This window comes from Pseudomonas sp. Soil_N_39, assembly GCF_057655955.1.
The window spans coordinates 75,186-95,481 of record NZ_JBDGLI010000026.1 but is presented as its reverse complement, the minus strand read 5'-3'; the positions used below and the strand labels follow the sequence as shown (position 1 = coordinate 95,481).

The 20,296-nt window shown below is 61.6% G+C and carries 16 protein-coding genes; 10 read left to right on the top strand and 6 right to left on the bottom strand.

Annotated features, from left to right (window positions below):
- Nucleotides 1-91: 91 nt before the first annotated feature.
- A complete protein-coding gene (locus AC3A5O_RS27045; protein WP_487753949.1) occupies nucleotides 92-2,269 on the bottom strand; it encodes a malate synthase G in 2,178 nt (725 codons plus the stop codon).
- 549 nt (nucleotides 2,270-2,818) lie between these two features.
- Here AC3A5O_RS27045 and AC3A5O_RS27040 point away from each other — a divergent pair.
- Nucleotides 2,819-3,337 carry a glycine cleavage system transcriptional repressor gene (locus tag AC3A5O_RS27040; RefSeq protein ID WP_122566652.1) on the top strand — a complete coding sequence of 173 codons (519 nt, stop codon included), beginning with the start codon at nucleotides 2,819-2,821 and terminating at the stop codon, nucleotides 3,335-3,337.
- A 217-nt stretch (nucleotides 3,338-3,554) separates the two neighbouring features.
- On the opposite strand, the gene rarD is transcribed toward AC3A5O_RS27040, so the two are convergent.
- From rarD to AC3A5O_RS27015, 5 genes are all read right to left on the bottom strand, one after another.
- Nucleotides 3,555-4,442 carry an EamA family transporter RarD gene (gene rarD / locus AC3A5O_RS27035; protein ID WP_122566653.1) on the bottom strand — a complete coding sequence of 296 codons (888 nt, stop codon included), beginning with the start codon at nucleotides 4,440-4,442 and terminating at the stop codon, nucleotides 3,555-3,557.
- Nucleotides 4,443-4,660: 218 nt separating this feature from the next.
- Nucleotides 4,661-5,635 carry a serine/threonine protein kinase gene (locus AC3A5O_RS27030; RefSeq protein ID WP_122566654.1) on the bottom strand — a complete coding sequence of 325 codons (975 nt, stop codon included), beginning with the start codon at nucleotides 5,633-5,635 and terminating at the stop codon, nucleotides 4,661-4,663.
- Between the two features lie 174 nt (nucleotides 5,636-5,809).
- Nucleotides 5,810-7,705, bottom strand: a complete 1,896-nt coding sequence (locus tag AC3A5O_RS27025; protein ID WP_163006762.1) for a PhoX family protein — start codon at nucleotides 7,703-7,705, stop codon at nucleotides 5,810-5,812.
- A gap of 67 nt (nucleotides 7,706-7,772) precedes the next feature.
- Nucleotides 7,773-8,537, bottom strand: a complete 765-nt coding sequence (locus AC3A5O_RS27020; protein ID WP_122566656.1) for a TOBE domain-containing protein — start codon at nucleotides 8,535-8,537, stop codon at nucleotides 7,773-7,775.
- Nucleotides 8,538-8,594: 57 nt separating this feature from the next.
- Nucleotides 8,595-9,335: a ComF family protein gene (locus AC3A5O_RS27015; RefSeq protein WP_305468695.1), complete on the bottom strand. Its 741-nt coding sequence runs from the start codon at nucleotides 9,333-9,335 to the stop codon at nucleotides 8,595-8,597.
- A gap of 90 nt (nucleotides 9,336-9,425) precedes the next feature.
- Between AC3A5O_RS27015 and bioB the strand changes: the two genes are divergently transcribed.
- The 9 genes from bioB to AC3A5O_RS26970 all read left to right on the top strand — a co-directional run bounded on the left by bioB (nucleotide 9,426) and on the right by AC3A5O_RS26970 (nucleotide 20,097).
- Nucleotides 9,426-10,481, top strand: coding sequence for a biotin synthase BioB (gene bioB, locus AC3A5O_RS27010; protein ID WP_014340550.1), 1,056 nt, complete (start codon nucleotides 9,426-9,428; stop codon nucleotides 10,479-10,481).
- A gap of 179 nt (nucleotides 10,482-10,660) precedes the next feature.
- Nucleotides 10,661-11,839, top strand: coding sequence for an 8-amino-7-oxononanoate synthase (bioF, locus tag AC3A5O_RS27005; RefSeq protein ID WP_122566658.1), 1,179 nt, complete (start codon nucleotides 10,661-10,663; stop codon nucleotides 11,837-11,839).
- Nucleotides 11,832-12,563: an alpha/beta fold hydrolase gene (locus AC3A5O_RS27000; protein WP_122566659.1), complete on the top strand. Its 732-nt coding sequence runs from the start codon at nucleotides 11,832-11,834 to the stop codon at nucleotides 12,561-12,563. The genes bioF and AC3A5O_RS27000 overlap by 8 nt, the downstream gene beginning before the upstream one ends.
- Nucleotides 12,556-13,368 (top strand): malonyl-ACP O-methyltransferase BioC, encoded by an 813-nt coding sequence (gene bioC, locus AC3A5O_RS26995; protein WP_487753948.1) that lies wholly within the window; start codon nucleotides 12,556-12,558, stop codon nucleotides 13,366-13,368. Before AC3A5O_RS27000 ends, bioC begins: the two co-directional genes overlap by 8 nt.
- The gene (gene bioD / locus AC3A5O_RS26990) at nucleotides 13,365-14,045 is read left to right on the top strand and encodes a dethiobiotin synthase (RefSeq protein WP_122566661.1); all 681 of its coding nucleotides are present in this window, start codon (nucleotides 13,365-13,367) and stop codon (nucleotides 14,043-14,045) included. The genes bioC and bioD overlap by 4 nt, the downstream gene beginning before the upstream one ends.
- Before the next feature lie 119 nt (nucleotides 14,046-14,164).
- Nucleotides 14,165-14,461, top strand: a complete 297-nt coding sequence (locus AC3A5O_RS26985; protein WP_122566662.1) for a pyrroloquinoline quinone biosynthesis protein PqqE — start codon at nucleotides 14,165-14,167, stop codon at nucleotides 14,459-14,461.
- A gap of 276 nt (nucleotides 14,462-14,737) precedes the next feature.
- The gene (locus tag AC3A5O_RS26980) at nucleotides 14,738-16,543 is read left to right on the top strand and encodes a phenylacyl-CoA dehydrogenase (RefSeq protein ID WP_003206230.1); all 1,806 of its coding nucleotides are present in this window, start codon (nucleotides 14,738-14,740) and stop codon (nucleotides 16,541-16,543) included.
- A 376-nt stretch (nucleotides 16,544-16,919) separates the two neighbouring features.
- Nucleotides 16,920-18,209: a GGDEF domain-containing protein gene (locus AC3A5O_RS26975; RefSeq protein WP_487753947.1), complete on the top strand. Its 1,290-nt coding sequence runs from the start codon at nucleotides 16,920-16,922 to the stop codon at nucleotides 18,207-18,209.
- A 91-nt stretch (nucleotides 18,210-18,300) separates the two neighbouring features.
- Entirely contained in the window at nucleotides 18,301-20,097 is a 1,797-nt protein-coding gene (locus AC3A5O_RS26970) for an acyl-CoA dehydrogenase C-terminal domain-containing protein (RefSeq protein ID WP_487753946.1), read from the top strand.
- Nucleotides 20,098-20,296 lie beyond the last annotated feature (199 nt).

The window sequence follows — 20,296 nt, the reverse complement described above, 5'->3', positions numbered from 1 at the left end:
AAATACAAAACGCCCGATGCGGTGCATCGGGCGTTTTGAGACTGAAACAGGTGTAAACCTATTTCAGGACTAGACAGCGTCTACCGCTCAATCACAACCCATTGGCTGCCTTGAACTCGCGACGACGACGGTGCAGCACCGGCTCGGTGTAGCCGTTAGGCTGTTTGGTGCCTTCGATCACCAGCTCGACCGCCGCCTGGAAGGCAATGTTGTTGTCGAAGTCTGGCGCCAGCGGCCGGTACAACGGGTCGCTGGCGTTCTGACGGTCGACCACAGGCGCCATGCGCTTGAGGCTTTCCATCACCTGGTCTTGCGTGACGATGCCATGGCGCAGCCAGTTGGCGATGTGCTGGCTGGAGATACGCAGCGTCGCACGGTCTTCCATCAGGCCGATGTCGTTGATGTCCGGCACCTTGGAGCAGCCCACGCCCTGGTCGATCCAGCGCACCACGTAGCCAAGGATGCCCTGGGCATTGTTGTCCAGTTCGTTCTTGATCTGCTCCGGCGTCCAGCTCGGGTTGACGGCCAGCGGGATGGTCAGGATGTCGTCCACCGAAGCGCGGGCGCGCTTGGCCAGTTCGGCCTGGCGGGCGAACACGTCGACCTTGTGGTAATGCAGCGCGTGCAGCGCAGCAGCGGTCGGCGAGGGAACCCACGCGGTGTTGGCGCCGGCCAGCGGATGAGCGATTTTCTGTTCGAGCATCGCCGCCATCAGATCGGGCATGGCCCACATGCCTTTGCCGATTTGCGCGCGACCTTGCAGGCCGGCGCTCAAGCCGATGTCGACGTTCCAGTTTTCATAGGCGCCGATCCACTTCTCGGCTTTCATGTCGGCCTTGCGCACCATCGGGCCGGCTTCCATGGAGGTGTGGATTTCATCGCCGGTACGGTCGAGGAAGCCGGTATTGATGAACACCACGCGCTCGCTGGCGGCCTGGATGCAGGCCTTGAGGTTGACCGTGGTACGGCGCTCCTCGTCCATGATCCCGACCTTGAGGGTGTTGCGGGGCAGGTTCAGCACGTCTTCGACGCGACCGAACAGCTCGTTGGTGAACGCGGCTTCTTCCGGGCCGTGCATCTTCGGCTTGACGATGTACACCGAGCCGGTGCGGCTGTTGCGGCGCGAAGTATTGCCGTTGAGGCTGTGGATCGCCGCGAGGCTGGTGATCAGGCCGTCGAGGATACCTTCCGGTACCTCGTTGCCGTGCTTGTCCAGGATCGCGTCGATGGTCATCAGGTGACCGACATTACGCACGAACAGCAGCGAACGACCGTGCAGGGTCACGCCCGAGCCGTCGACGGCGGTGTAGACACGGTCAGGGTTCATGGTCCGGGTAAACGTCTGGCCACCCTTGGCGACTTCTTCCGACAGGTCACCTTTCATCAGGCCGAGCCAGTTGCGGTAGATCACAACCTTGTCATCGGCATCGACGGCGGCGACCGAGTCTTCGCAGTCCATGATGGTGGTCAGCGCCGCTTCCATCAGGATGTCTTTGACGCCGGCGGCATCGGTCTGGCCGACGGGGGTGCTGGCATCGATCTGGATTTCGAAGTGCAGGCCGTTGTGTTTCAGCAGCACGGCGGTCGGCGCCGAGGCATCGCCCTGCAAGCCGATCAACTGGGCATCGTCACGCAGGCCGCTGTTGCTGCCGCCTTTGAGGGCGACCACCAGTTTGCCGTCGACGATTTTATACGCAGTGGAATCGACATGGGAGCCGGCCGCCAGGGGCGCGGCTTCGTCGAGGAAGGCGCGGGCGAAGGCGATGACCTTGTCGCCGCGTACCTTGTTGTAGCCTTTGCCTTTTTCCGCGCCATCGGCTTCGCTGATGGCATCGGTGCCGTACAGCGCGTCGTACAGCGAACCCCAGCGGGCGTTCGAGGCGTTGAGGGCGAAGCGGGCGTTCATCACCGGCACGACCAGCTGCGGGCCGGCCATGCGGGCGATTTCGTCATCGACGTTTTGAGTCGTGGCCTGGAAATCCGCGGCTTCTGGCAGCAGGTAGCCAATGTCTTGCAGGAAGGCTTTGTAAGCCACGGCGTCGTGGGCCTGGCCGGCACGGGCCTGGTGCCAGGCATCGATCCGCGCCTGGAAATCATCGCGTTTGGCGAGTAGGGCTTGGTTCTTCGGGGCCAGGTCATGAATGACCTTGTCGGCACCGGCCCAGAACGCGTCGGCGGTGAGGCCGGTTCCGGGAATGGCTTCGTTATTCACGAAGTCGAACAGGACTTTGGCGACCTGCAGGCCACCGACTTGAACGTGTTCAGTCATTGCTTGCCTCACTCTGCTCAGCTATTTCGCTTTTCAGCTCTTCGATTTTGACAATGAAGCCTCGGGACATTTAAACCACAAACCCCGGAACCAGTACATGCCATCGCTGGCGGCTGGGTATTCAAGCCTTGCTGACGGGGCTTTTCAGGGATGCGACTGGCCTTAAGCAGACATCGGTACAACAGGGGTGTCGCGATTATGTAGTGCGCGCTGCGGCATACTACATGATCAATTGCGGTTGTGAAAATTAGACTAATTGCGTCGTTCCGCGACCGACTAAAGTGTTACGGTCACGTCGGGGCACGGGATGTTCTCAAAAAACAGATGGATTGTTCCAGATAAATCTTAAGGTTTGTACACGATATCTCTGATGTCATCCTGTGGGAGCAAAGCTTGTTCGCGATACAGGCACCTTGGTTTCAGAAGAGTCGAGTTGATTTCATCGCGAGCAAGCTTTGCTGCCACAGGGGGAGGTATAAATCTCCAGGCCACCGTCTGCTCGCAGATCAGCTGCCTATACTGTCCGTTCCACAACAAGAGGACTGCGCCATGGACCACCTCGTCATCACTGTTTTCGCCCCGGACAAGCCCGGGCAGGTCGAGCGCATCGCCGATTGCATCGCCGCCCATGGCGGTAACTGGTTGGAAAGCCGCATGTCGCGCCTGGCCGGGCAGTTTGCCGGGATCCTGCGAATCAGCGCCCCGGCCGAGACTCATGAAGAACTGATCGAAGCCTTGCAGGGGCTGTCGACCCATGGCATCCGTGTGTTGATCGCTGAAAGCGCCGTTGAGGAGTCCTGCACTTGGAAACCCATCACCATGGAGCTGGTGGGCAACGATCGTCCCGGCATCGTGCGGGACATCACCCGCTTGTTGAGCGAACAGGGCGTCAATGTCGAGCGTCTGGTGACCCATGTCCGGCCGGCACCCATGAGCAGCGAGCTGCTGTTTCATGCCGAGGCGATCCTGGGCGTGCCCTTGACCCTGTCGCTGGAAACCTTGCAGGAGCGCCTGGAAACCTTGGCCGATGAATTGATGGTGGAGCTCAAGCTCAGCGACGAAGCGTAATGAAGGTTATCCAAGAAAAAACTGCGCCTGCCTGTGGATAACCTGTAGAGACCCGGCTCCAGCCCACGCCCGCCGGGGCTCAGCGGTCAATGATCAAAAAATCACCAGTTTTCAAGGGGTTGTGCACAAACGGCGGGGATCACGCTGTGGATAACCTTGGGAAGGATAAGCGCAGGCCACGCCAGACGTGGCCTGTAGAGGTTTGTGTGTTTTTTGATCAGCTGCGCCGGCGCATGCTGATCACCGCATCGACGCTGTACACCGCCAGCCCGGCCCAGATAAACAGGAACGCCACCAGTGTGCTGGACGACAGGTGCTCACCGAACAGCAGCACGGCGAGCAGCAGCACCAGCGTCGGCGCGATGTACTGGAGAAAACCGATGGTAGTGTAGGGCAAATGCCGTGTTGCGGCGTTGAAGCACACCAACGGAACCAGCGTCACGGGACCCGCCGCCACCAGCCACCAGGCTTCGGAGGTGGTCCAGAAAGCGGCCTGGGCACTGGTGGCCGTGGGGTTGAACAGCAACCAGGCGATGGCGATCGGCACCAGCATCCAGGTTTCCACCACCAGCCCCGGCAATGCCTTGACCGGTGCTTGTTTGCGGATCAGCCCATAGAAACCGAAGGTCAACGCCAGCACCAGCGACACCCACGGCAGGCTGCCCACTTGCCAGACTTGCTGCGCCACGCCGACCGCCGCCAACCCCACCGCCAGCCATTGCATGCGGCGCAGGCGTTCGCCGAGGAGCACCATGCCCAGCAACACGTTCACCAGCGGGTTGATGTAGTAACCCAGGCTGGCTTCGAGCATGCGCTCGTTATTCACCGCCCAGACGTAGGTCAGCCAGTTGGCCGCGATCAGTGTCCCGCTCAGGGCGAGGATCGCCAGGCGCTGTGGATTGTCTCGCAATTCGCGCCACCAGCCCGGGTGTTTCCAGACTAACAGCAGCGCCGCGCCGAACAGCGCCGACCACAGCACCCGGTGGATGATGATTTCCACGGACGGCACGCTGGCGATGGCCTTGAAGTAGATCGGGAACAGACCCCAGATGATGTAGGCGCTCAGGCCCAGGATATACCCGCGACGCGGGTTGGCGGCTTGCATGCAGAATCCTTGCTTAGGCAGCTAACAAAGGGATGATTGTAAGGAGATTTGTCAGGTTGTGCTGTGAACCTTGTGAACGTTTCAGCGCAAATCCCTTGTGGGAGCGAGCTTGCTCGCGATGGCGATCGAACATTCGACACCTCTGTCGACTGACACACCGCTATCGCGAGCAAGCTCGCTCCCACAGGGATTTCAGTGATTGCTGGAACCCAGTCGGGTCAGAACAGCTTCAACGGCTCTTCATTGAGTGCCGCCAGTTGCTCGCGCAACGCCAGCACCTGGTCGCCCCAGTAGCGTTCGCTGCCGAACCACGGGAAGCTGCGGGGGAAGGCCGGGTCGTCCCAGCGCCGCGCCAGCCAGGCGCTGTAGTGCATCAGGCGCAGGGCGCGCAGCGGTTCGATCAGCGCCAGTTCACGCGGGTCGAAATCATGAAACTCCTGATAACCGTCCATCAACTCCGATAACTGCCCCAAACACTCCTGGCGATCGCCGGCGAGCATCATCCACAAATCCTGCACCGCCGGGCCCATGCGGCAGTCGTCCAGGTCGACGATGTGGAACACCTCGTCGCGGCACATCATGTTGCCCGGGTGGCAATCGCCGTGCATGCGGATGTTCTGGTGGGGCGTGGCGGCGTAGACCTCTTCGACGCGCTTGAGCAGGTCGCGGGCGACCGACTCGTAGGCCGGTAGCAGGCCGCGGGGAACAAAGCCGCTTGCCAATACGGTGGCCAGCGAATCATGGCCGAAGTTTTTCACGCCCAAGGCTTCACGATGCTCGAACGGCCGGGTCGCCCCGAGCGCGTGCAGGCGCCCGAGCAATTGTCCCAGGCGATAGAGTTGGTCGAGATTGCCCGGCTCCGGTGCCCGGCCACCGCGACGAGGAAACAGGGTGAAACGAAACCCGGCGTGTTCGTGCAGGCTGGCACCGTTGTGGATCAGCGGCGCCACCACGGGCACTTCGTACTCGGCCAGTTCGAAGGTAAAGCTGTGCTCTTCCAGGATCGCTTCGTTGGTCCAGCGCTGGGGGCGGTAGAACTTGGCGATCAGCGGCTCGGAATCTTCGATGCCGACCTGATAGACGCGGTTCTCGTAGCTGTTGAGGGCCAACACGCGGGCATCGCTGAGAAAGCCGATGCTTTCAACGGCATCGAGCACCAGGTCGGGCGTGAGGGTTTCAAACGGATGGGACATGCTGACTCCTGCGCAGCGGCAGGGCTGCCGCGTCCGGCCCAGCATGGTAGCGCAGACAGAGGCAGATAGGTGGTGGCTGTGCTGAAGCTATCGCGAGCAAGCTCGCTCCCACAGTGGGTCTTCGGTTGTACCGCCGATCCCTGTGGGAGCGAGCTTGCTCGCGATGAGGCCCTATCAGGCGCCGATGACCCCGCCATCTTCCCGGGTAATTACCATCACCGATGAGCGCGGCTTGCCGTTGGGCAGGTGCTCAGGGAACGTCGAGCCGCCGCTGGGATGCTGGATCCCGACGAACATCGTCTTGTAGTCCGGCGCGAAACTGATCCCGGTCACTTCGCAGCCTACCGGCCCGACCAGGAAGCGGCGGATTTCACCGCTGTTGGGGTCGGCGCAGAGCATCTGGTTATTGCCCATGCCAGCGAAGTCCCCGGCGTTGCTCGAATCGCCGTCGGTCTGGATCCACAACCGTCCACCCTTGTCGAAGCCCAGGCCATCGGGGCTGTTGAACATGTTCTGGGCGTTGATGTTGGACGAGCCGGCTTTCGGCGTGCCGGCGTGTACCGCCGGGTTGCCGGCGACCACGAACAGATCCCAGGAGAAGGTCTTGGAGGCGTGATCGTCGCGGTCGGTGCGCCAGCGCAGGATCTGTCCGTAGACGTTCTTGGCCCGAGGGTTTGGCCCGTCCACCGGTTGGCCAGCATCGCCGCGCTTGGAGTTGTTGGTCAGGGTGCAATAGACCTGGCCGTCCTTGGGGCTGACCACGATCCACTCCGGACGGTCCATGCGCGTGGCGCCAACGGCACTGGCGGCCAGGCGCGCATGGATCAGCACTTCGGCCTGGTCAGCGAAACCGCTGCTGGCGTCGATGCCATTCTTGCCGTGGGTCAACTCGATCCACTGGCCCTTGCCTTTGGGGTGGTCCGGGTTGCCGTCGCCGGCATCGAAGCGCGCCACATACAAGGTGCCGTGGTCCAGCAGGTTGCGGTTGGCTTTGGCATTGCGATGGTTGATGCGCTCGCGGCTGACGAACTTGTAGATGAATTCGCCGCGCTCGTCATCGCCCATGTACACCACGGCACGACCGTCATTGGTTTGGGCCAGGGCGGCGTTTTCGTGTTTGAAGCGGCCCAGGGCAGTGCGTTTCACCGGCGTGGATTCTGGATCGAACGGATCGATTTCCACCACCCAGCCATGGCGATTGAGTTCGTTGGGGTTCTTCGCCAGGTCAAAACGCGGGTCGTGCAGGTGCCAGTTGATTTCACTGCTGGTAACGGTGGCGCCATAGCGTTTTTGTGCCGCGTCGAACTGCAGGTCCGTCTTGCTGCTGCCGAAGCAGTCAGTGAAGTTTTCTTCGCAGGTCAGGTAAGTGCCCCACGGCGTCATGCCGTTGGCGCAGTTCTGGAAAGTCCCCAGCACTTTCTTGCCGCTCTTGTCGGCGCTGGTTTTCAGCAGGTCGTGGCCGGCTGCCGGACCACGCAGGCGAATCGGCGTGTTGCCGTGGATCCGGCGGTTGTAGCGCGATTCCTGGACGAACTGCCACTGGCCGCGACGACGCTGGATCTCGATCACCGACACACCTTCGGCGGCTTGGGCCTTGCGCACGTCTTCGGCCGACTGCGGCTGGCCGCCGTGAGGGAACAGGTATTGGTAGTTGGTGTACTCGTTGTTGATCGCCATCAGCGCGCGGTTCTTGTCGCCGGGGAATTCGAACAGGCTCATGCCGTCGGTGTTGTCGCCAAACTGCTCTTCCTGAGCGCGGGCTGTTCCATTGCCACTGGGGTCGAACGCCGGTGCATTTTTGCGCAGTGGCTGGCCCCAACTGATCAGCACCGAGGCTTTGTAGCCCGGCGGCAGGGTAATGGTGTCGGCCGTGGCGGCGGCAATGCTCTTAAAGCCCAGCAGCCGGCTGTTGCCTTCGCTCACGGCGGCGGCCAGCACGCTGCGGCTCAGCAGGTTGCCGCCCAGGAACATCGCCGCGCCGCACAGGGCGCCGGCGCTGATGAAACTGCGCCGGCTCAGGCCGACGATCTTTTCCAGGTCGGTGGATTGGTTTTCTTCTAATAGGCTCATCATCAGGCTCCCTGCTGGTTTTGGCAGTCACCTTAAAGCGGGTCGATGAAGCTATTGTTGCAGCGCGCTACAGCGGTGTGCCGAGCAGCACATTTGTCGCACAAAACGTCACTTGCACCGGTGAGTCGACGGCCAGGTTCTGCGCTTGCAACTGAAGCGGGTCGGCCAGGGCGCATAGCGTCTGGCCGTTGGGCAGGCCGATGCGCACTTCGCTGGGGCCGTCCTGGGCGGCGTCGATTTGCTCGATCATGCCGCGCAGTGTATTGGTCCCCGGTTTTTCCGCGTGTTCGACTGGGTGTAGTTCCAGCCAGCCTGCCTTGATCAGCGCCACCACGTCGGTGCCGACACCCAGCTCCAGGCGCAGCGTGCTGTCGTGGGTGATCTGCGCTTCGATGACCAGGCCCCGAGCCAGCTCCAGGCGTACCCGGTCGTTGTGGCCCTGGGCCTCGATGGCCAAGACCTTGCCATGCAATTGATTGCGGGCGCTGGTGCGCAGCATCAGGCGACTGAGCAGGCCCAGGTCGCCGGCGTCTTCGCTGGCTTCCAGCAGTTGCGCCTGCAGTGCTTGCAGGCGTTGATACAGGCGCAGCACGCGTTGCCCTTCCTGCGACAGCTTGGCGCCGCCACCACCCTTGCCGCCGACGCTGCGTTCCACCAACGGTTGGTCCGCGAGATTGTTCAATTCATCGATGGCATCCCACGCTGCCTTATAGCTCAGGCCCGCGCTCTTGGCAGCGCGGGTGATCGAGCCCTGTTCGGCGATGTGCTGCAACAGGGCGATGCGTTGGGGGCGCCGAACGATGTGCTGAGTCAGGAGCGTGGGCAATGACATGACGGGAGCTGCGTGCAAAGGTCGATGAGCGGACGTTGGCGCCTTGGACGTGGCACGTCAAGCCGGCTCACCGGGTTTCGGTGTGCGGGCCAGGCAGTAGACATCGACCCGTGCCGCGCCGGCATCGAGTAGCAGGGCGGCCAGTGCCTGGGCGGTGGCGCCGGTGGTGAGCACATCGTCGACCAATGCCAGGTGACGGTTGCGCAACGCTGCCTGGGGCGCGAGGGCAAAGGCCTGGCGCAGGTTTTGTCGCCGAGCCCTGGCGTCGAGGGCCTGTTGGGCGGGCGTGTCCTGGGTGCGTCGCAGCAGGTTTTCTTCGCAAGGGATCGCCAGCGGCCCACTGAGCCAGCGGGCCAGCAGCGCCGCCTGGTTGAAACCGCGCTGGCGCAAGCGCCGGGTCGCCAGTGGCACCGGTACCAGGGCGTCGGGCCGTTCCAGCCCTTCGTCGAAGTGATGTTGCAGCGATTGCGCCAGCAGTTCGCCCAGCAGCCGACCCAGGGGCCATTTCGCCTGATGCTTGAAGCGGGTGATCAGGCTGTCCACCGGGAAGTCATAAACCCAGGGCGCCAGGACCCGCTCGAAGGCCGGCGGCCGCGAGACACATTGGCCGCAACGCAATCCGGCCATGGGCAGTGGCAGGGCGCAAATGCTGCATTGATCACCGAGCCAGGGCAGCTCGCTTTCGCAGGGGGTGCAGATAGGCTGCGGCGTATCGGTGCTTTCGCCGCACAGCAGACAGGGTTGTTTATTTTTTAACCAGATGTAAACCGGTCCTTTGTATCGTGGTTGACAGCGCATGACTCTTCCTTAAATATGCCGAACATCCGTGTCGCGCCTGTGGGTATTCCATACCCCAGACGCCAGCCAAGCATAATCAAGGAAATGCCCATGAGCGCCAGCACCACTGCCAACCTGCGTCATGACTGGTCTTTGGCCGAAGTCAAAGCACTCTTTGTCCAGCCATTCAATGACCTGTTGTTCCAGGCGCAGACCGTGCACCGCGCGCATTTCGACGCCAACCGCGTCCAGGTTTCCACGTTGCTGTCGATCAAGACCGGCGCTTGCCCGGAAGATTGCAAATATTGTCCGCAGTCCGGTCACTACAACACCGGCCTGGATAAAGAGAAATTGCTCGAAGTGCAGAAGGTCCTCGAAGAGGCTGCGCGGGCCAAGGCCATCGGTTCGACCCGTTTCTGCATGGGCGCGGCCTGGAAGCATCCGTCGGCCAAGGACATGCCGTATGTGCTGGAAATGGTCAAAGGCGTGAAGGCCATGGGCCTTGAAACCTGCATGACCCTGGGCCGCCTCGACCAGGAACAGACCGAAGCACTGGCCCAGGCCGGCCTGGACTACTACAACCACAACCTCGATACCTCGCCGGAGTTCTACGGCAGCATCATCACCACCCGTACCTACAGCGAGCGCCTGCAAACCCTGGCCTATGTACGGGATTCGGGGATGAAAATCTGCTCCGGCGGCATCCTGGGCATGGGCGAGTCCCTGGACGACCGCGCCAACCTGCTGATCCAGCTGGCGAACCTGCCGGAGCACCCGGAATCGGTGCCGATCAACATGCTGGTCAAAGTCGCCGGCACGCCGCTGGAGAATGCCGAAGACATCGATCCGTTCGATTTCATCCGCATGCTCGCCGTGGCCCGGATCATGATGCCCCAGTCCCATGTGCGCCTGTCCGCTGGCCGTGAAGCGATGAACGAGCAGATGCAAGCCTTGGCATTTTTTGCCGGCGCCAACTCGATTTTCTACGGCGACAAGCTGTTGACCACCGCCAACCCGCAAGCCGACAAGGACATGCAATTGTTCGCACGCCTGGGCATCCAGCCTGAAGCCCGTGAAGAACATGCCGACGAAGTGCACCAGGCGGCGATTGAACAGGCGCTGGTGGAGCAGAAGAGCAGCGAGCAGTTCTATAACGCCGCTGTTTGAGTTGACGCAAAACCCAGTGTGGGAGCGGGCTTTGTGGGAGCCAAGCTTGCTCGCGATGAACGATAACGCGGTCTTGCCATAGACCGTGGAGCCCTCATCGCGAGCAAGCTCGGCTCCCACAAAAGCCCTCCCACAGGGATCTCACCCGTCTTAAATAAGTGGTTCGCCCCGAGGCCTGCATGCCCTTCGATCTCGCCGCACGCCTGGCTGCCCGTCGTGCCGACAACCTCTACCGCCAGCGCCCGCTGCTCGAAAGCCCCCAGGGCCCGGAAGTGGTGGTGGACGGCCAGCCGCTGCTGGCGTTCTGCAACAACGATTACCTGGGCCTGGCCAATCACCCGCAAGTGATCGAGGCCTGGCGCGCCGGCGCGGCGCGTTGGGGTGTCGGGGGTGGCGCTTCCCATTTGGTGATCGGCCACAGCGGTCCGCATCACGCGCTGGAAGAGGCCTTGGCCGACTTGACGGGGCGTGCGCGGGCGTTGCTGTTCACCACCGGCTACATGGCCAACCTCGGCGCGGTCACCGCGCTGGTGGGGCAGGGCGACACGGTGCTGGAGGACCGCCTCAATCATGCTTCGCTGCTCGACGCCGGGCTGTTGTCCGGCGCGCGTTTCAACCGATACCTGCACAACGATGCCCAGAGCCTGGCCAGCCGCCTGGAGAAAGCCACTGGTAATACCCTGGTGGTCACCGACGGCGTGTTCAGCATGGACGGCGACATTGCCGACCTGCCGGCCCTGGCCCGCGAAGCCAAGGCCAAGGGCGCCTGGCTGATGGTCGACGATGCCCACGGTTTCGGCCCGCTAGGGGCCAACGGCGGCGGTATCGTCGAGCATTTCGGCTTGAGCCAGGAGGACGTGCCGGTATTGGTGGGCACCTTGGGCAAAGCCTTCGGCACTGCCGGGGCCTTTGTCGCGGGTAGCGAGGAACTGATCGAAAGCCTGATCCAGTTCGCTCGCCCCTACATCTACACCACCAGCCAACCGCCGGCCCTGGCCTGCGCGACGCTCAAGAGCCTTGAACTGCTGCGCAGCGAGCATTGGCGGCGCGAGCACTTGCAGGTGCTGATCCGCCAGTTCCGCCAGGGCGCCGAGCAGATCGGTCTGCAATTGATGGACAGCTTCACGCCGATCCAGCCGATCCTGATTGGCGATGCGGGGCGGGCCATGCGCTTGTCGCAGATGCTGCGCGAGCGCGGGCTGATGGTCACGGCGATCCGCCCTCCCACCGTACCGGCTGGCAGCGCTCGTTTGCGCGTGACCCTGACCGCCGCCCACAGCGAGGCCCAGGTGCAGCTATTGTTGAACGCACTGGCTGAGTGTTTTGCCCTGTTGGGACCGGAGCCAAGCCATGCGTGATCGATTGATTTTGCTGCCCGGCTGGGGCTTGGGCGTTTCACCGCTGGAACCGCTGGCGGCGGCCTTGCAAGGGCTCGACGAGCACCTGCGCGTGGAAATCGAACCGTTGCCGGCATTGTTATCGAGCGATCCCGATGAATGGCTCGAAGAATTGGACGCTACCGTGCCCCAGGATGCCTGGCTGGGCGGTTGGTCCCTGGGTGGCATGCTGGCCTCGGCGCTGGCGGCGCGTCGGGGTGAGCGCTGCTGCGGCCTGCTGACCTTGGCGAGCAATCCGTCCTTTGTCGCCCACGAGCAATGGCCGAGCGCGATGGTCGGTGAAACCTTCGATGGCTTTCTTGCCGGGTGCGCTGCCGACCCACGCCAGACCCTCAAGCGTTTCAGTTTGCTGTGTGCCCAAGGCTGTAATGATCCGCGCGGGTTGTCGCGGTTGTTGTTGGCCGGGGCTCCGAGCACTCCGCCCGAAATATTGATGGCCGGGCTCGAACTGCTGGCGCAATTGGACACCCGCGCCGCATTGCAGCGCTTCCGTGGCCCGCAACTGCATCTGTTTGCCGGGCTCGACGCCCTGGTGCCGGCCGAGGCCGCGGGTGATTTGCTGGTCTTGCTGCCGGATGTCGAAATCGGTCTGATCGAACAGGCCGGCCACGGATTTCTTCTGGAGGACCCCCACGGTGTCGCGGGCGCGATCCAGGCCTTTTTGCATGAGTCCGGTGATGACTGATTTGTCTCTTCCCAAATTGCCCGGCGCCTTGCCTGACAAGCGCCAGGTCGCGGCTTCGTTTTCCCGTGCAGCGACCAGTTACGACAGCGTGGCCGAACTGCAACGCGACGTCGGCCAGCAATTGCTAGGCCGCTTGCCGTCCTCATTCATGCCGCAACGTTGGTTGGACCTGGGCTGCGGCACCGGTTATTTCACTCGGGCGCTGGGCGCGCGTTTCGGTGAGACAAACGGATTGGCGTTGGATATCGCCGAAGGCATGCTCAACCATGCGCGTCCCCAGGGTGGCGCCGCGTATTTTGTCGCCGGTGATGCTGAGCGGCTGCCTTTGCAGGCGGCGAGCTGCGACCTGGTGTTCTCTAGCCTGGCGGTGCAATGGTGTGCGGATTTTGCCGCGGTGCTGAGCGAGGCCCATCGCGTGTTGAAACCGGGTGGGGTGTTGGCCTTTACCAGTCTATGCGTGGGCACTTTGTACGAATTACGCGACAGTTGGCGTCAGGTGGATGGCTTGGTGCACGTCAACCGTTTTCGGGGGTTCGAAACGTATCAGCATCTTTGCGCGGCCAGCAGGCTGAATGTCATCAGTCTTGAAAATTGTCGCCATGTGTTGCATTACCCCGACGTGCGTAGCCTGACCCATGAATTGAAAGCTTTGGGTGCCCATAATCTGAACCCTGGTCGCCCTGGCGGCTTGACGGGCAGGGCACGGATCCTCGCGCTGGTTGAAGCCTATGAGCAGTTTCGTCAGGCCCAGGGGCTGCCGGCGACTTACCAAGTGGTCTACGCCGTTTTGGAGAAACCGCTATGAGCCAGGCCTATTTTATTACCGGCACTGACACTGATGTAGGCAAGACCACCGTCGCGGCAGGCCTGCTGCACGCGGCGCGACAAGCTGGCATGAGCACGGCTGCCGGAAAACCCGTGGCCTCTGGCTGCGACGTGACGCCCAAGGGCCTGCGCAACGCCGATGCCTTGGCACTGCTGGCCGAATGCTCTGTGCCGTTGACTTATGCACAGGTCAATCCAGTGGCGTTCGAACCGGCAATCGCGCCGCACTTGGCCGCCCGGGAGGCCGGCGTTGCCTTGACGGTGCAGTCGCTGCTGGGCCCGATGCGTGAAGTGCTGGCGCTGGGCGCCGATTTCAGCTTGATCGAAGGCGCGGGCGGTTGGCGCGTGCCGCTGTCCGGCCAGGACAATCTTTCCGACCTGGCGATCGCGCTGGGCTTGCCGGTGATCCTGGTGGTGGGCGTGCGCCTGGGCTGCATCAGCCACGCGTTGTTGACCGCCGAGGCGATCGCCCGTGATGGCTTGCAGCTTGCCGGTTGGGTCGCGAACATCATCGACCCGGCCACCTCGCGCCTGGAAGAAAACCTCGCGACTTTGGCCGAGCGACTTCCGGCGCCCTGCCTGGGCCGGGTGGCGCGGATCCAGAGCGTGACGGCCGAAGCCGTGGCCGAACACCTGCAACTGGATCTGCTGGACTGAGACCCCGCCAAGGTTTTGCCTATGACGCGGCACTGTGCCATTAGTGTTTTTGTCGGGCCTTTTCCCGGGGCTTCTGATTCAATGGCCCCTGTCGACCCTTCAAGAAGACGAGCTCTGCCATGGAAATCTCAGGAAACACCGCGTTCTATGCCGGTCTGAGCACGATTCAGACAGGGCAGAACCGCGTCGATCAGGCCTCCAGCCAGATCGCCAACAACACAATCGAGCGTTCGGTCACCAGCCAGTCGTCCGAAGTCCAGGTTGATCGCCTGCGTTCGGTGGATCGTAGCCAGCAGTCGGATCTGGCCAGCAACATGGTCGAAATGGCCCAAGGCAAGTTTCAGGTGCAGTTGGGTGTGAGCGTCGCCAAGGCATCCGACGAAATGCTCGGTACGTTGATCGATACCTTTGCTTGATCCTGTTTTTTCAGATTGACCAAAACGCCGCGATTATTCGCGGCGTTCTTGTCTCTAACGTCTTATTGCTCAACTAATCTTTCCTACGCACACCGCGGATTCTTCAGCGCGATAGATTTCCTGTGTCCGACATTTTTCTCCGGCTGATGACGAACGGCAAAAGATCGGCGCTTGACAAGATTTGGGCGTAAACGTATGTTTCAAACAACTGTTTGACCGCTACAACAAATCCACGCGGTCGTTCATTCCCGGTTACATCAGCAGAGGTTTATCGCTATGCCTGACTACAAGGCCCCCTTGCGTGATATTCGCTTCGTTCGTGACGAACTGCTTGGCTACGAAGCGCATTATCAGAGCCTTCCGGCTTGCCAGGACGCAACTCCGGACATGGTTGACGCCATTCTCGAAGAAGGCGCCAAGTTTTGTGAGCAGGTGCTGGCTCCGCTGAACCGTGTGGGCGACATCGAAGGTTGCACCTGGAGCGAGTCCGGCGTGAAAACCCCGACCGGTTTCAAGGAAGCCTACAAGCAATTCGTCGAAGGCGGCTGGCCAAGCCTGGCCCACGACGTCGAGCATGGCGGTCAAGGCTTGCCGGAGTCCCTGGGCCTGGCGGTCAGCGAGATGGTCGGTGAAGCCAACTGGTCGTGGGGCATGTACCCGGGCCTGTCCCATGGCGCCATGAACACGATTTCCGAGCACGGCACGCCTGAGCAGCAAGAGGCCTACCTGACCAAGCTGGTTTCCGGCGAATGGACCGGCACCATGTGCCTGACCGAACCGCACTGTGGCACCGACCTGGGCATGCTGCGCACCAAGGCCGAGCCTCAGGCCGACGGTTCCTACAAGGTGTCCGGTACGAAGATCTTCATTTCGGCCGGCGAACACGACATGGCCGACAACATCGTCCACATCGTGCTGGCACGCCTGCCGGATGCACCGGCTGGCACCAAGGGCATTTCGCTGTTCATCGTTCCAAAATTCCTGCCTAACGCCGACGGCTCCATCGGCCAGCGCAACGCGGTGAGCTGTGGTTCCCTGGAACACAAGATGGGCATCCACGGCAATGCCACTTGCGTGATGAACTTCGACGCGGCCACCGGTTACCTGATCGGCCCGGCGAACAAAGGCCTGAACTGCATGTTCACCTTCATGAACACCGCGCGCCTGGGCACTGCGCTGCAAGGCCTGGCCCACGCCGAGATCGGCTTCCAGGGCGGCCTGAAATATGCCCGTGATCGCCTGCAAATGCGTTCCCTGACTGGCCCGAAGGCGCCAGACAAGGCCGCCGACCCGATCATCGTGCACCCTGACGTGCGTCGCATGCTGCTGACCATGAAGGCCTTCGCCGAAGGTAACCGGGCGATGGTGTACTTCACCGCCAAGCAGGTCGACATCGTCAAGTACGGCGTGGACGAAGAAGAGAAGAAAAAAGCCGATGCGCTGCTGGCGTTCATGACGCCGATCGCCAAGGCTTTCATGACCGAAGTCGGTTTCGAATCGGCCAACCACGGCGTACAGATCTACGGCGGCCACGGCTTCATCGCCGAGTGGGGCATGGAGCAGAACGTTCGCGACAGCCGCATCTCGATGCTGTACGAAGGCACCACTGGCATTCAGGCCCTCGACCTGCTGGGCCGTAAAGTGCTGATGACCCAGGGCGAGGCGCTCAAGGGCTTCACCAAGATCGTCCACAAGTTCTGCCAGGGCAACGAAGGCAACGAAGCGGTCAAGGAGTTCGTTGAACCCCTGGCTGCGCTGAACAAGGAATGGGGTGAGCTGACCATGAAGGTCGGCATGGCGGCCATGAAAGATCGCGAAGAAGTCGGCGCGGCATCGGTGGACTACCTGATGTACTCCGGTTATGCCTGCCTGGCCTATTTCTGGGCCGACATGGCGCGCCTGGCGGCGGAAAAACTCGCCGCCGGCACCACCGAAGAAGCCTTCTACACCGCCAAGCTGCAGACCGCGCGCTTCTACTTCCAGCGCATCCTGCCGCGGACCCGTACCCACGTAGCAACCATGCTGTCGGGCGCCAACAACCTGATGGACATGAAAGAGGAAGATTTCGCGCTGGGCTACTAAGCTTTACGCGGTTCTTCACAAGCCGCTGCTTCTTCGGGAGCAGCGGCTTTTTCATGTCTGCCGTAAATCCCACATTGGAATGTTCATAGCCACTAAATCTGTATCCGCCGCAGTCCTTGTGGGAGCGAGCTCGCTCGCGATAGCGGTGTGTCAGCCCATGAATGTGATGACTGAACAAACGCTATCGCGAGCAAGCTCTCTCCCACCTTGACCAACTGTGATCCTGAAACAATATTCATCCAACCCAACCCTAAGAAAACTGTCCCCTCTGCCGTTACAGCGATGGCAGTGTGACATCTGTCACATCTCGCGTGCCTTACTGCTCCAGTTACAGGCACAATGCCATCTTTGATCAGCCGGGTCGGAGCTTTACCTTTTGCCGCGTTCTTCCGCTGTACGTCTGAGCCATTTCCTACCGTCATTGCTGCTGTTGGTGGCGGGGCTTGCGGCTGCCTACGTCAAGGACCTCAACGTTTTCTTCACCTCGCTGTTCAACGTTCTCCCCACGCTGGTGTTGTTACTGGGCGGAGCGTACTGCGCGGTCTACCGACGTCAACGTGAACTGTTTCTGATGGTCACGGTGTACATCGCCTACTTCCTCCTGGACACCCAGACCGACTTCTATCGCGATAACGGCAAGGTGCGCGAAGACGCGGCGGTGGTGTTCCATCTCGTCTGCCTGTTGCTGCCGCTGTTGTTCGGGCTGTTCGCGGCTTGGCAGGAGCGCACCCACCTGTTCCAGGACATGGTCGCGCGGTTTGCGGTGTTGCTGGTCTTTGGCAGTGTGGCGCTGGCCCTGGAGCAGAGTTTCCCCCAGGCCTTGCTGTTGTGGCTCTCGGAGATCCGCTGGCCGGCGTTGCACGGTGCCTGGATGAGCCTGATCCAATTGTCCTACCCGATGTTCGCCGCCGCATTCCTGCTGCTGGCCTGGCAATATTGGCGCAATCCCCGGCCACTGCACGCGGCGCAACTGGTGGGTTTGCTCGGTTTGTTCTGGATGCTGCCGAAGACCTTCATCCTGCCGTTCACCCTGAACATCATGTGCAGCCAGGTGATGCTGATGATCGCTGCGGCGGTCGCCCACGAGGCCTATCAAATGGCCTTCCGTGACGAACTCACCGGTCTGCCGGGCCGTCGAGCACTGAACGAACGCATGCAGCGCCTGGGGCGCAACTATGTGTTGGCGATGAGCGATGTGGACCATTTCAAGAAATTCAACGACACCCATGGTCATGACGTGGGTGATCAGGTATTGCGCCTGGTCGCCAGCAAATTGTCGAAGATCGGCGGTGGCGGTAGGGCATATCGCTACGGCGGTGAGGAATTTGCCCTGGTGTTCGCCGGCAAGACCATCGACGAGTGCATGCCCCATCTGGAAGTCATCCGCCAGTCCATCGAGACGTACGCCATCCAGCTGCGCAATCCCGACAGCCGGCCCCAGGACGACCAACAAGGCCGGCAGCGTCGCTCCGGCGCGGGTGCCTCCAGCGTATCGGTGACGGTCAGCATTGGCGTCGCGGAACGCCTCGAACAACGTACGCCCGAAGAAGTGCTCAAGTCCGCCGACCAGGCGCTGTATAACGCCAAGGGCGCGGGGCGTAACTGTGTAGTCGCGTTCGGCCAGAACCGCCGTGGCGCGGTGCGCATGGAAACCGCCGCGGGTTGAGTGATGACGGCGCATTCAGCGTCTGGACTGTGATTGTGGGCCAGGGTGGCCGGCAGTAGGTTGAAACGATCTGCTACCGGAGAAAACCACCATGCCCGAGTACAAAGCCCCCCTGCGCGACATGCGCTTTCTGATCGATCACGTCTTCGATTTCCATGGCCGTTATGCCGAACTGGGCGTCAGCGATGCCAGCCCGGATATGGTCAGCGCGATCCTCGAAGAAGGTGCCAGGTTCTGTGAAAACGTGCTGGCGCCGCTCAATCGTTCCGGTGACGAAGAGGGCTGCCATTTCGACAGCGGCGTAGTCACCACGCCTACAGGCTTCAAGCAGGCTTTCGCACAGTACGTGGAAGGCGGCTGGCACGGCTTGGCGGCGGACCCGGCGTATGGTGGCCAAGGCTTGCCCAGCTCCCTGGGTCTAGTCATCAGCGAGATGATCGGTTCCAGCAACACGTCCTGGGGCATGTACCCGGGCCTGACTCACGGCGCCATGTCGGCGATTCACGCCCACGGCACGGCGGAACAGAAACAGACCTACCTGAGCAAACTCACCGCCGGCCAGTGGACCGGCACCATGTGCCTGACCGAAGCCCATTGCGGCACCGACCTGGGCATCATCAAGACCCGCGCCGTGCCCCAGGCCGACGGCAGCTACGCGATTTCCGGCAGCAAGATTTTCATTTCCGCCGGCGAACACGACATGAGCGATAACATCATCCACTTGGTGCTGGCCAAGCTGCCGGACGCCCCCGCCGGGACCAAAGGCATCTCGTTGTTCATTGTGCCCAAGTTCCTGCCCGACGCCACGGGTGAGGCCGGGCCACGCAATGGCGTTTCCTGCGGCTCGATCGAACACAAGATGGGCATCAAGGCCTCGGCCACCTGCGTGCTGAATTTCGATGGGGCCAAGGGGTTCCTGATCGGCGAGCCAAACAAAGGCCTCAACTGTATGTTCACCATGATGAATCATGCCCGGCTCGGTACTGGCATGCAGGGCCTGTGTCTGGGGGAGGCGAGCTTCCAGGGCGCGATCAAATACGCCAACGACCGTTTGCAGATGCGCGCGCTGACCGGCCCCAAGGCACCGGAAAAAGCCGCCGACCCGATCATCGTCCATCCCGATGTGCGCCGAATGTTGCTGACCATGAAGGCCTTCAACGAAGGCAACCGGGCACTGACGTATTTCACCGCGCAACTGCTCGATACCGCGCACCTGAGCCCGGACGCAACCGCCCGGCAGGAGGCTGAGGACCTGCTGGCGTTTCTCACTCCGATCTGCAAGGCCTTCATGACCGACACCGGGCTGGAGGTGACCAACCACGGCATGCAGGTGTTCGGCGGCCATGGCTTCATTCGCGAGTGGGGCATGGAGCAGTTGGTGCGCGACTGCCGCATTGCACCGATCTACGAGGGCACCAACGGCATCCAGGCCCTGGATCTGCTGGGGCGCAAGGTGTTGGGCAGCCAGGGCAAGTTGTTGCGCGGCTTCACCCGGATCGTTCACAAATTCTGCGCCGCCAATGCCGAGCATCCGCAGCTCAAGGATGAGGTCGCGCAACTCGATGGGCTCAATCAGCAATGGGGCGAGCTGACCACACGAGTCGGCATGGCGGCCATGAAAAATCCGGATGAAGTGGGTGCCGCCTCGGTGGACTATCTGATGTACAGCGGCTACATCATCCTGGCCTACCTGTGGTTGCGCATGGCGTTGGTGGCCCAGGCGCAACTCGACAGTGGCACAGGAGATGGCGATTTTTGTCGGGCAAAATTGGCGACGTGCGAGTTTTACTTCAAGCGCCTGCTGCCGCGCACGACCGCCCATCGGTCTGCCATTGAGGCGGGGAGCGATTGTCTGATGAAGCTGCCGGCGGAGTTGTTTGCACTTTGATTTAGAGGGAATGCCAACAGATCGCAGGCTTCGCCAGCTCCTACAGGGAATACGCATTTCCATGTAGGAGCTGGTGAAGCCTGCGATCTTTCGTGATGACTAAAAATAACAAAACAGTCATGGGTTGACCCTATGTGTCACAAAAGTTGTTGAGGTACACTCAGGTCATTGCGAAAACCGTCTTTTACGAACCAACTGT

Excerpts from the sequence above, each read along its gene's own strand:
- AC3A5O_RS27045 (WP_487753949.1), bottom strand. The coding sequence starts at position 2,269 with ATGACTGAACACGTTCAAGTCGGTGGCCTGCAGGTCGCCAAAGTCCTG.
- AC3A5O_RS27040 (WP_122566652.1), top strand. The coding sequence starts at position 2,819 with ATGGACCACCTCGTCATCACTGTTTTCGCCCCGGACAAGCCCGGGCAG.
- rarD (WP_122566653.1), bottom strand. The coding sequence starts at position 4,442 with ATGCAAGCCGCCAACCCGCGTCGCGGGTATATCCTGGGCCTGAGCGCC.
- AC3A5O_RS27030 (WP_122566654.1), bottom strand. The coding sequence starts at position 5,635 with ATGTCCCATCCGTTTGAAACCCTCACGCCCGACCTGGTGCTCGATGCC.
- AC3A5O_RS27025 (WP_163006762.1), bottom strand. The coding sequence starts at position 7,705 with ATGAGCCTATTAGAAGAAAACCAATCCACCGACCTGGAAAAGATCGTC.
- AC3A5O_RS27020 (WP_122566656.1), bottom strand. The coding sequence starts at position 8,537 with ATGTCATTGCCCACGCTCCTGACTCAGCACATCGTTCGGCGCCCCCAA.
- AC3A5O_RS27015 (WP_305468695.1), bottom strand. The coding sequence starts at position 9,335 with ATGCGCTGTCAACCACGATACAAAGGACCGGTTTACATCTGGTTAAAA.
- bioB (WP_014340550.1), top strand. The coding sequence starts at position 9,426 with ATGAGCGCCAGCACCACTGCCAACCTGCGTCATGACTGGTCTTTGGCC.
- bioF (WP_122566658.1), top strand. The coding sequence starts at position 10,661 with ATGCCCTTCGATCTCGCCGCACGCCTGGCTGCCCGTCGTGCCGACAAC.
- AC3A5O_RS27000 (WP_122566659.1), top strand. The coding sequence starts at position 11,832 with ATGCGTGATCGATTGATTTTGCTGCCCGGCTGGGGCTTGGGCGTTTCA.
- bioC (WP_487753948.1), top strand. The coding sequence starts at position 12,556 with ATGACTGATTTGTCTCTTCCCAAATTGCCCGGCGCCTTGCCTGACAAG.
- bioD (WP_122566661.1), top strand. The coding sequence starts at position 13,365 with ATGAGCCAGGCCTATTTTATTACCGGCACTGACACTGATGTAGGCAAG.
- AC3A5O_RS26985 (WP_122566662.1), top strand. The coding sequence starts at position 14,165 with ATGGAAATCTCAGGAAACACCGCGTTCTATGCCGGTCTGAGCACGATT.
- AC3A5O_RS26980 (WP_003206230.1), top strand. The coding sequence starts at position 14,738 with ATGCCTGACTACAAGGCCCCCTTGCGTGATATTCGCTTCGTTCGTGAC.
- AC3A5O_RS26970 (WP_487753946.1), top strand. The coding sequence starts at position 18,301 with ATGCCCGAGTACAAAGCCCCCCTGCGCGACATGCGCTTTCTGATCGAT.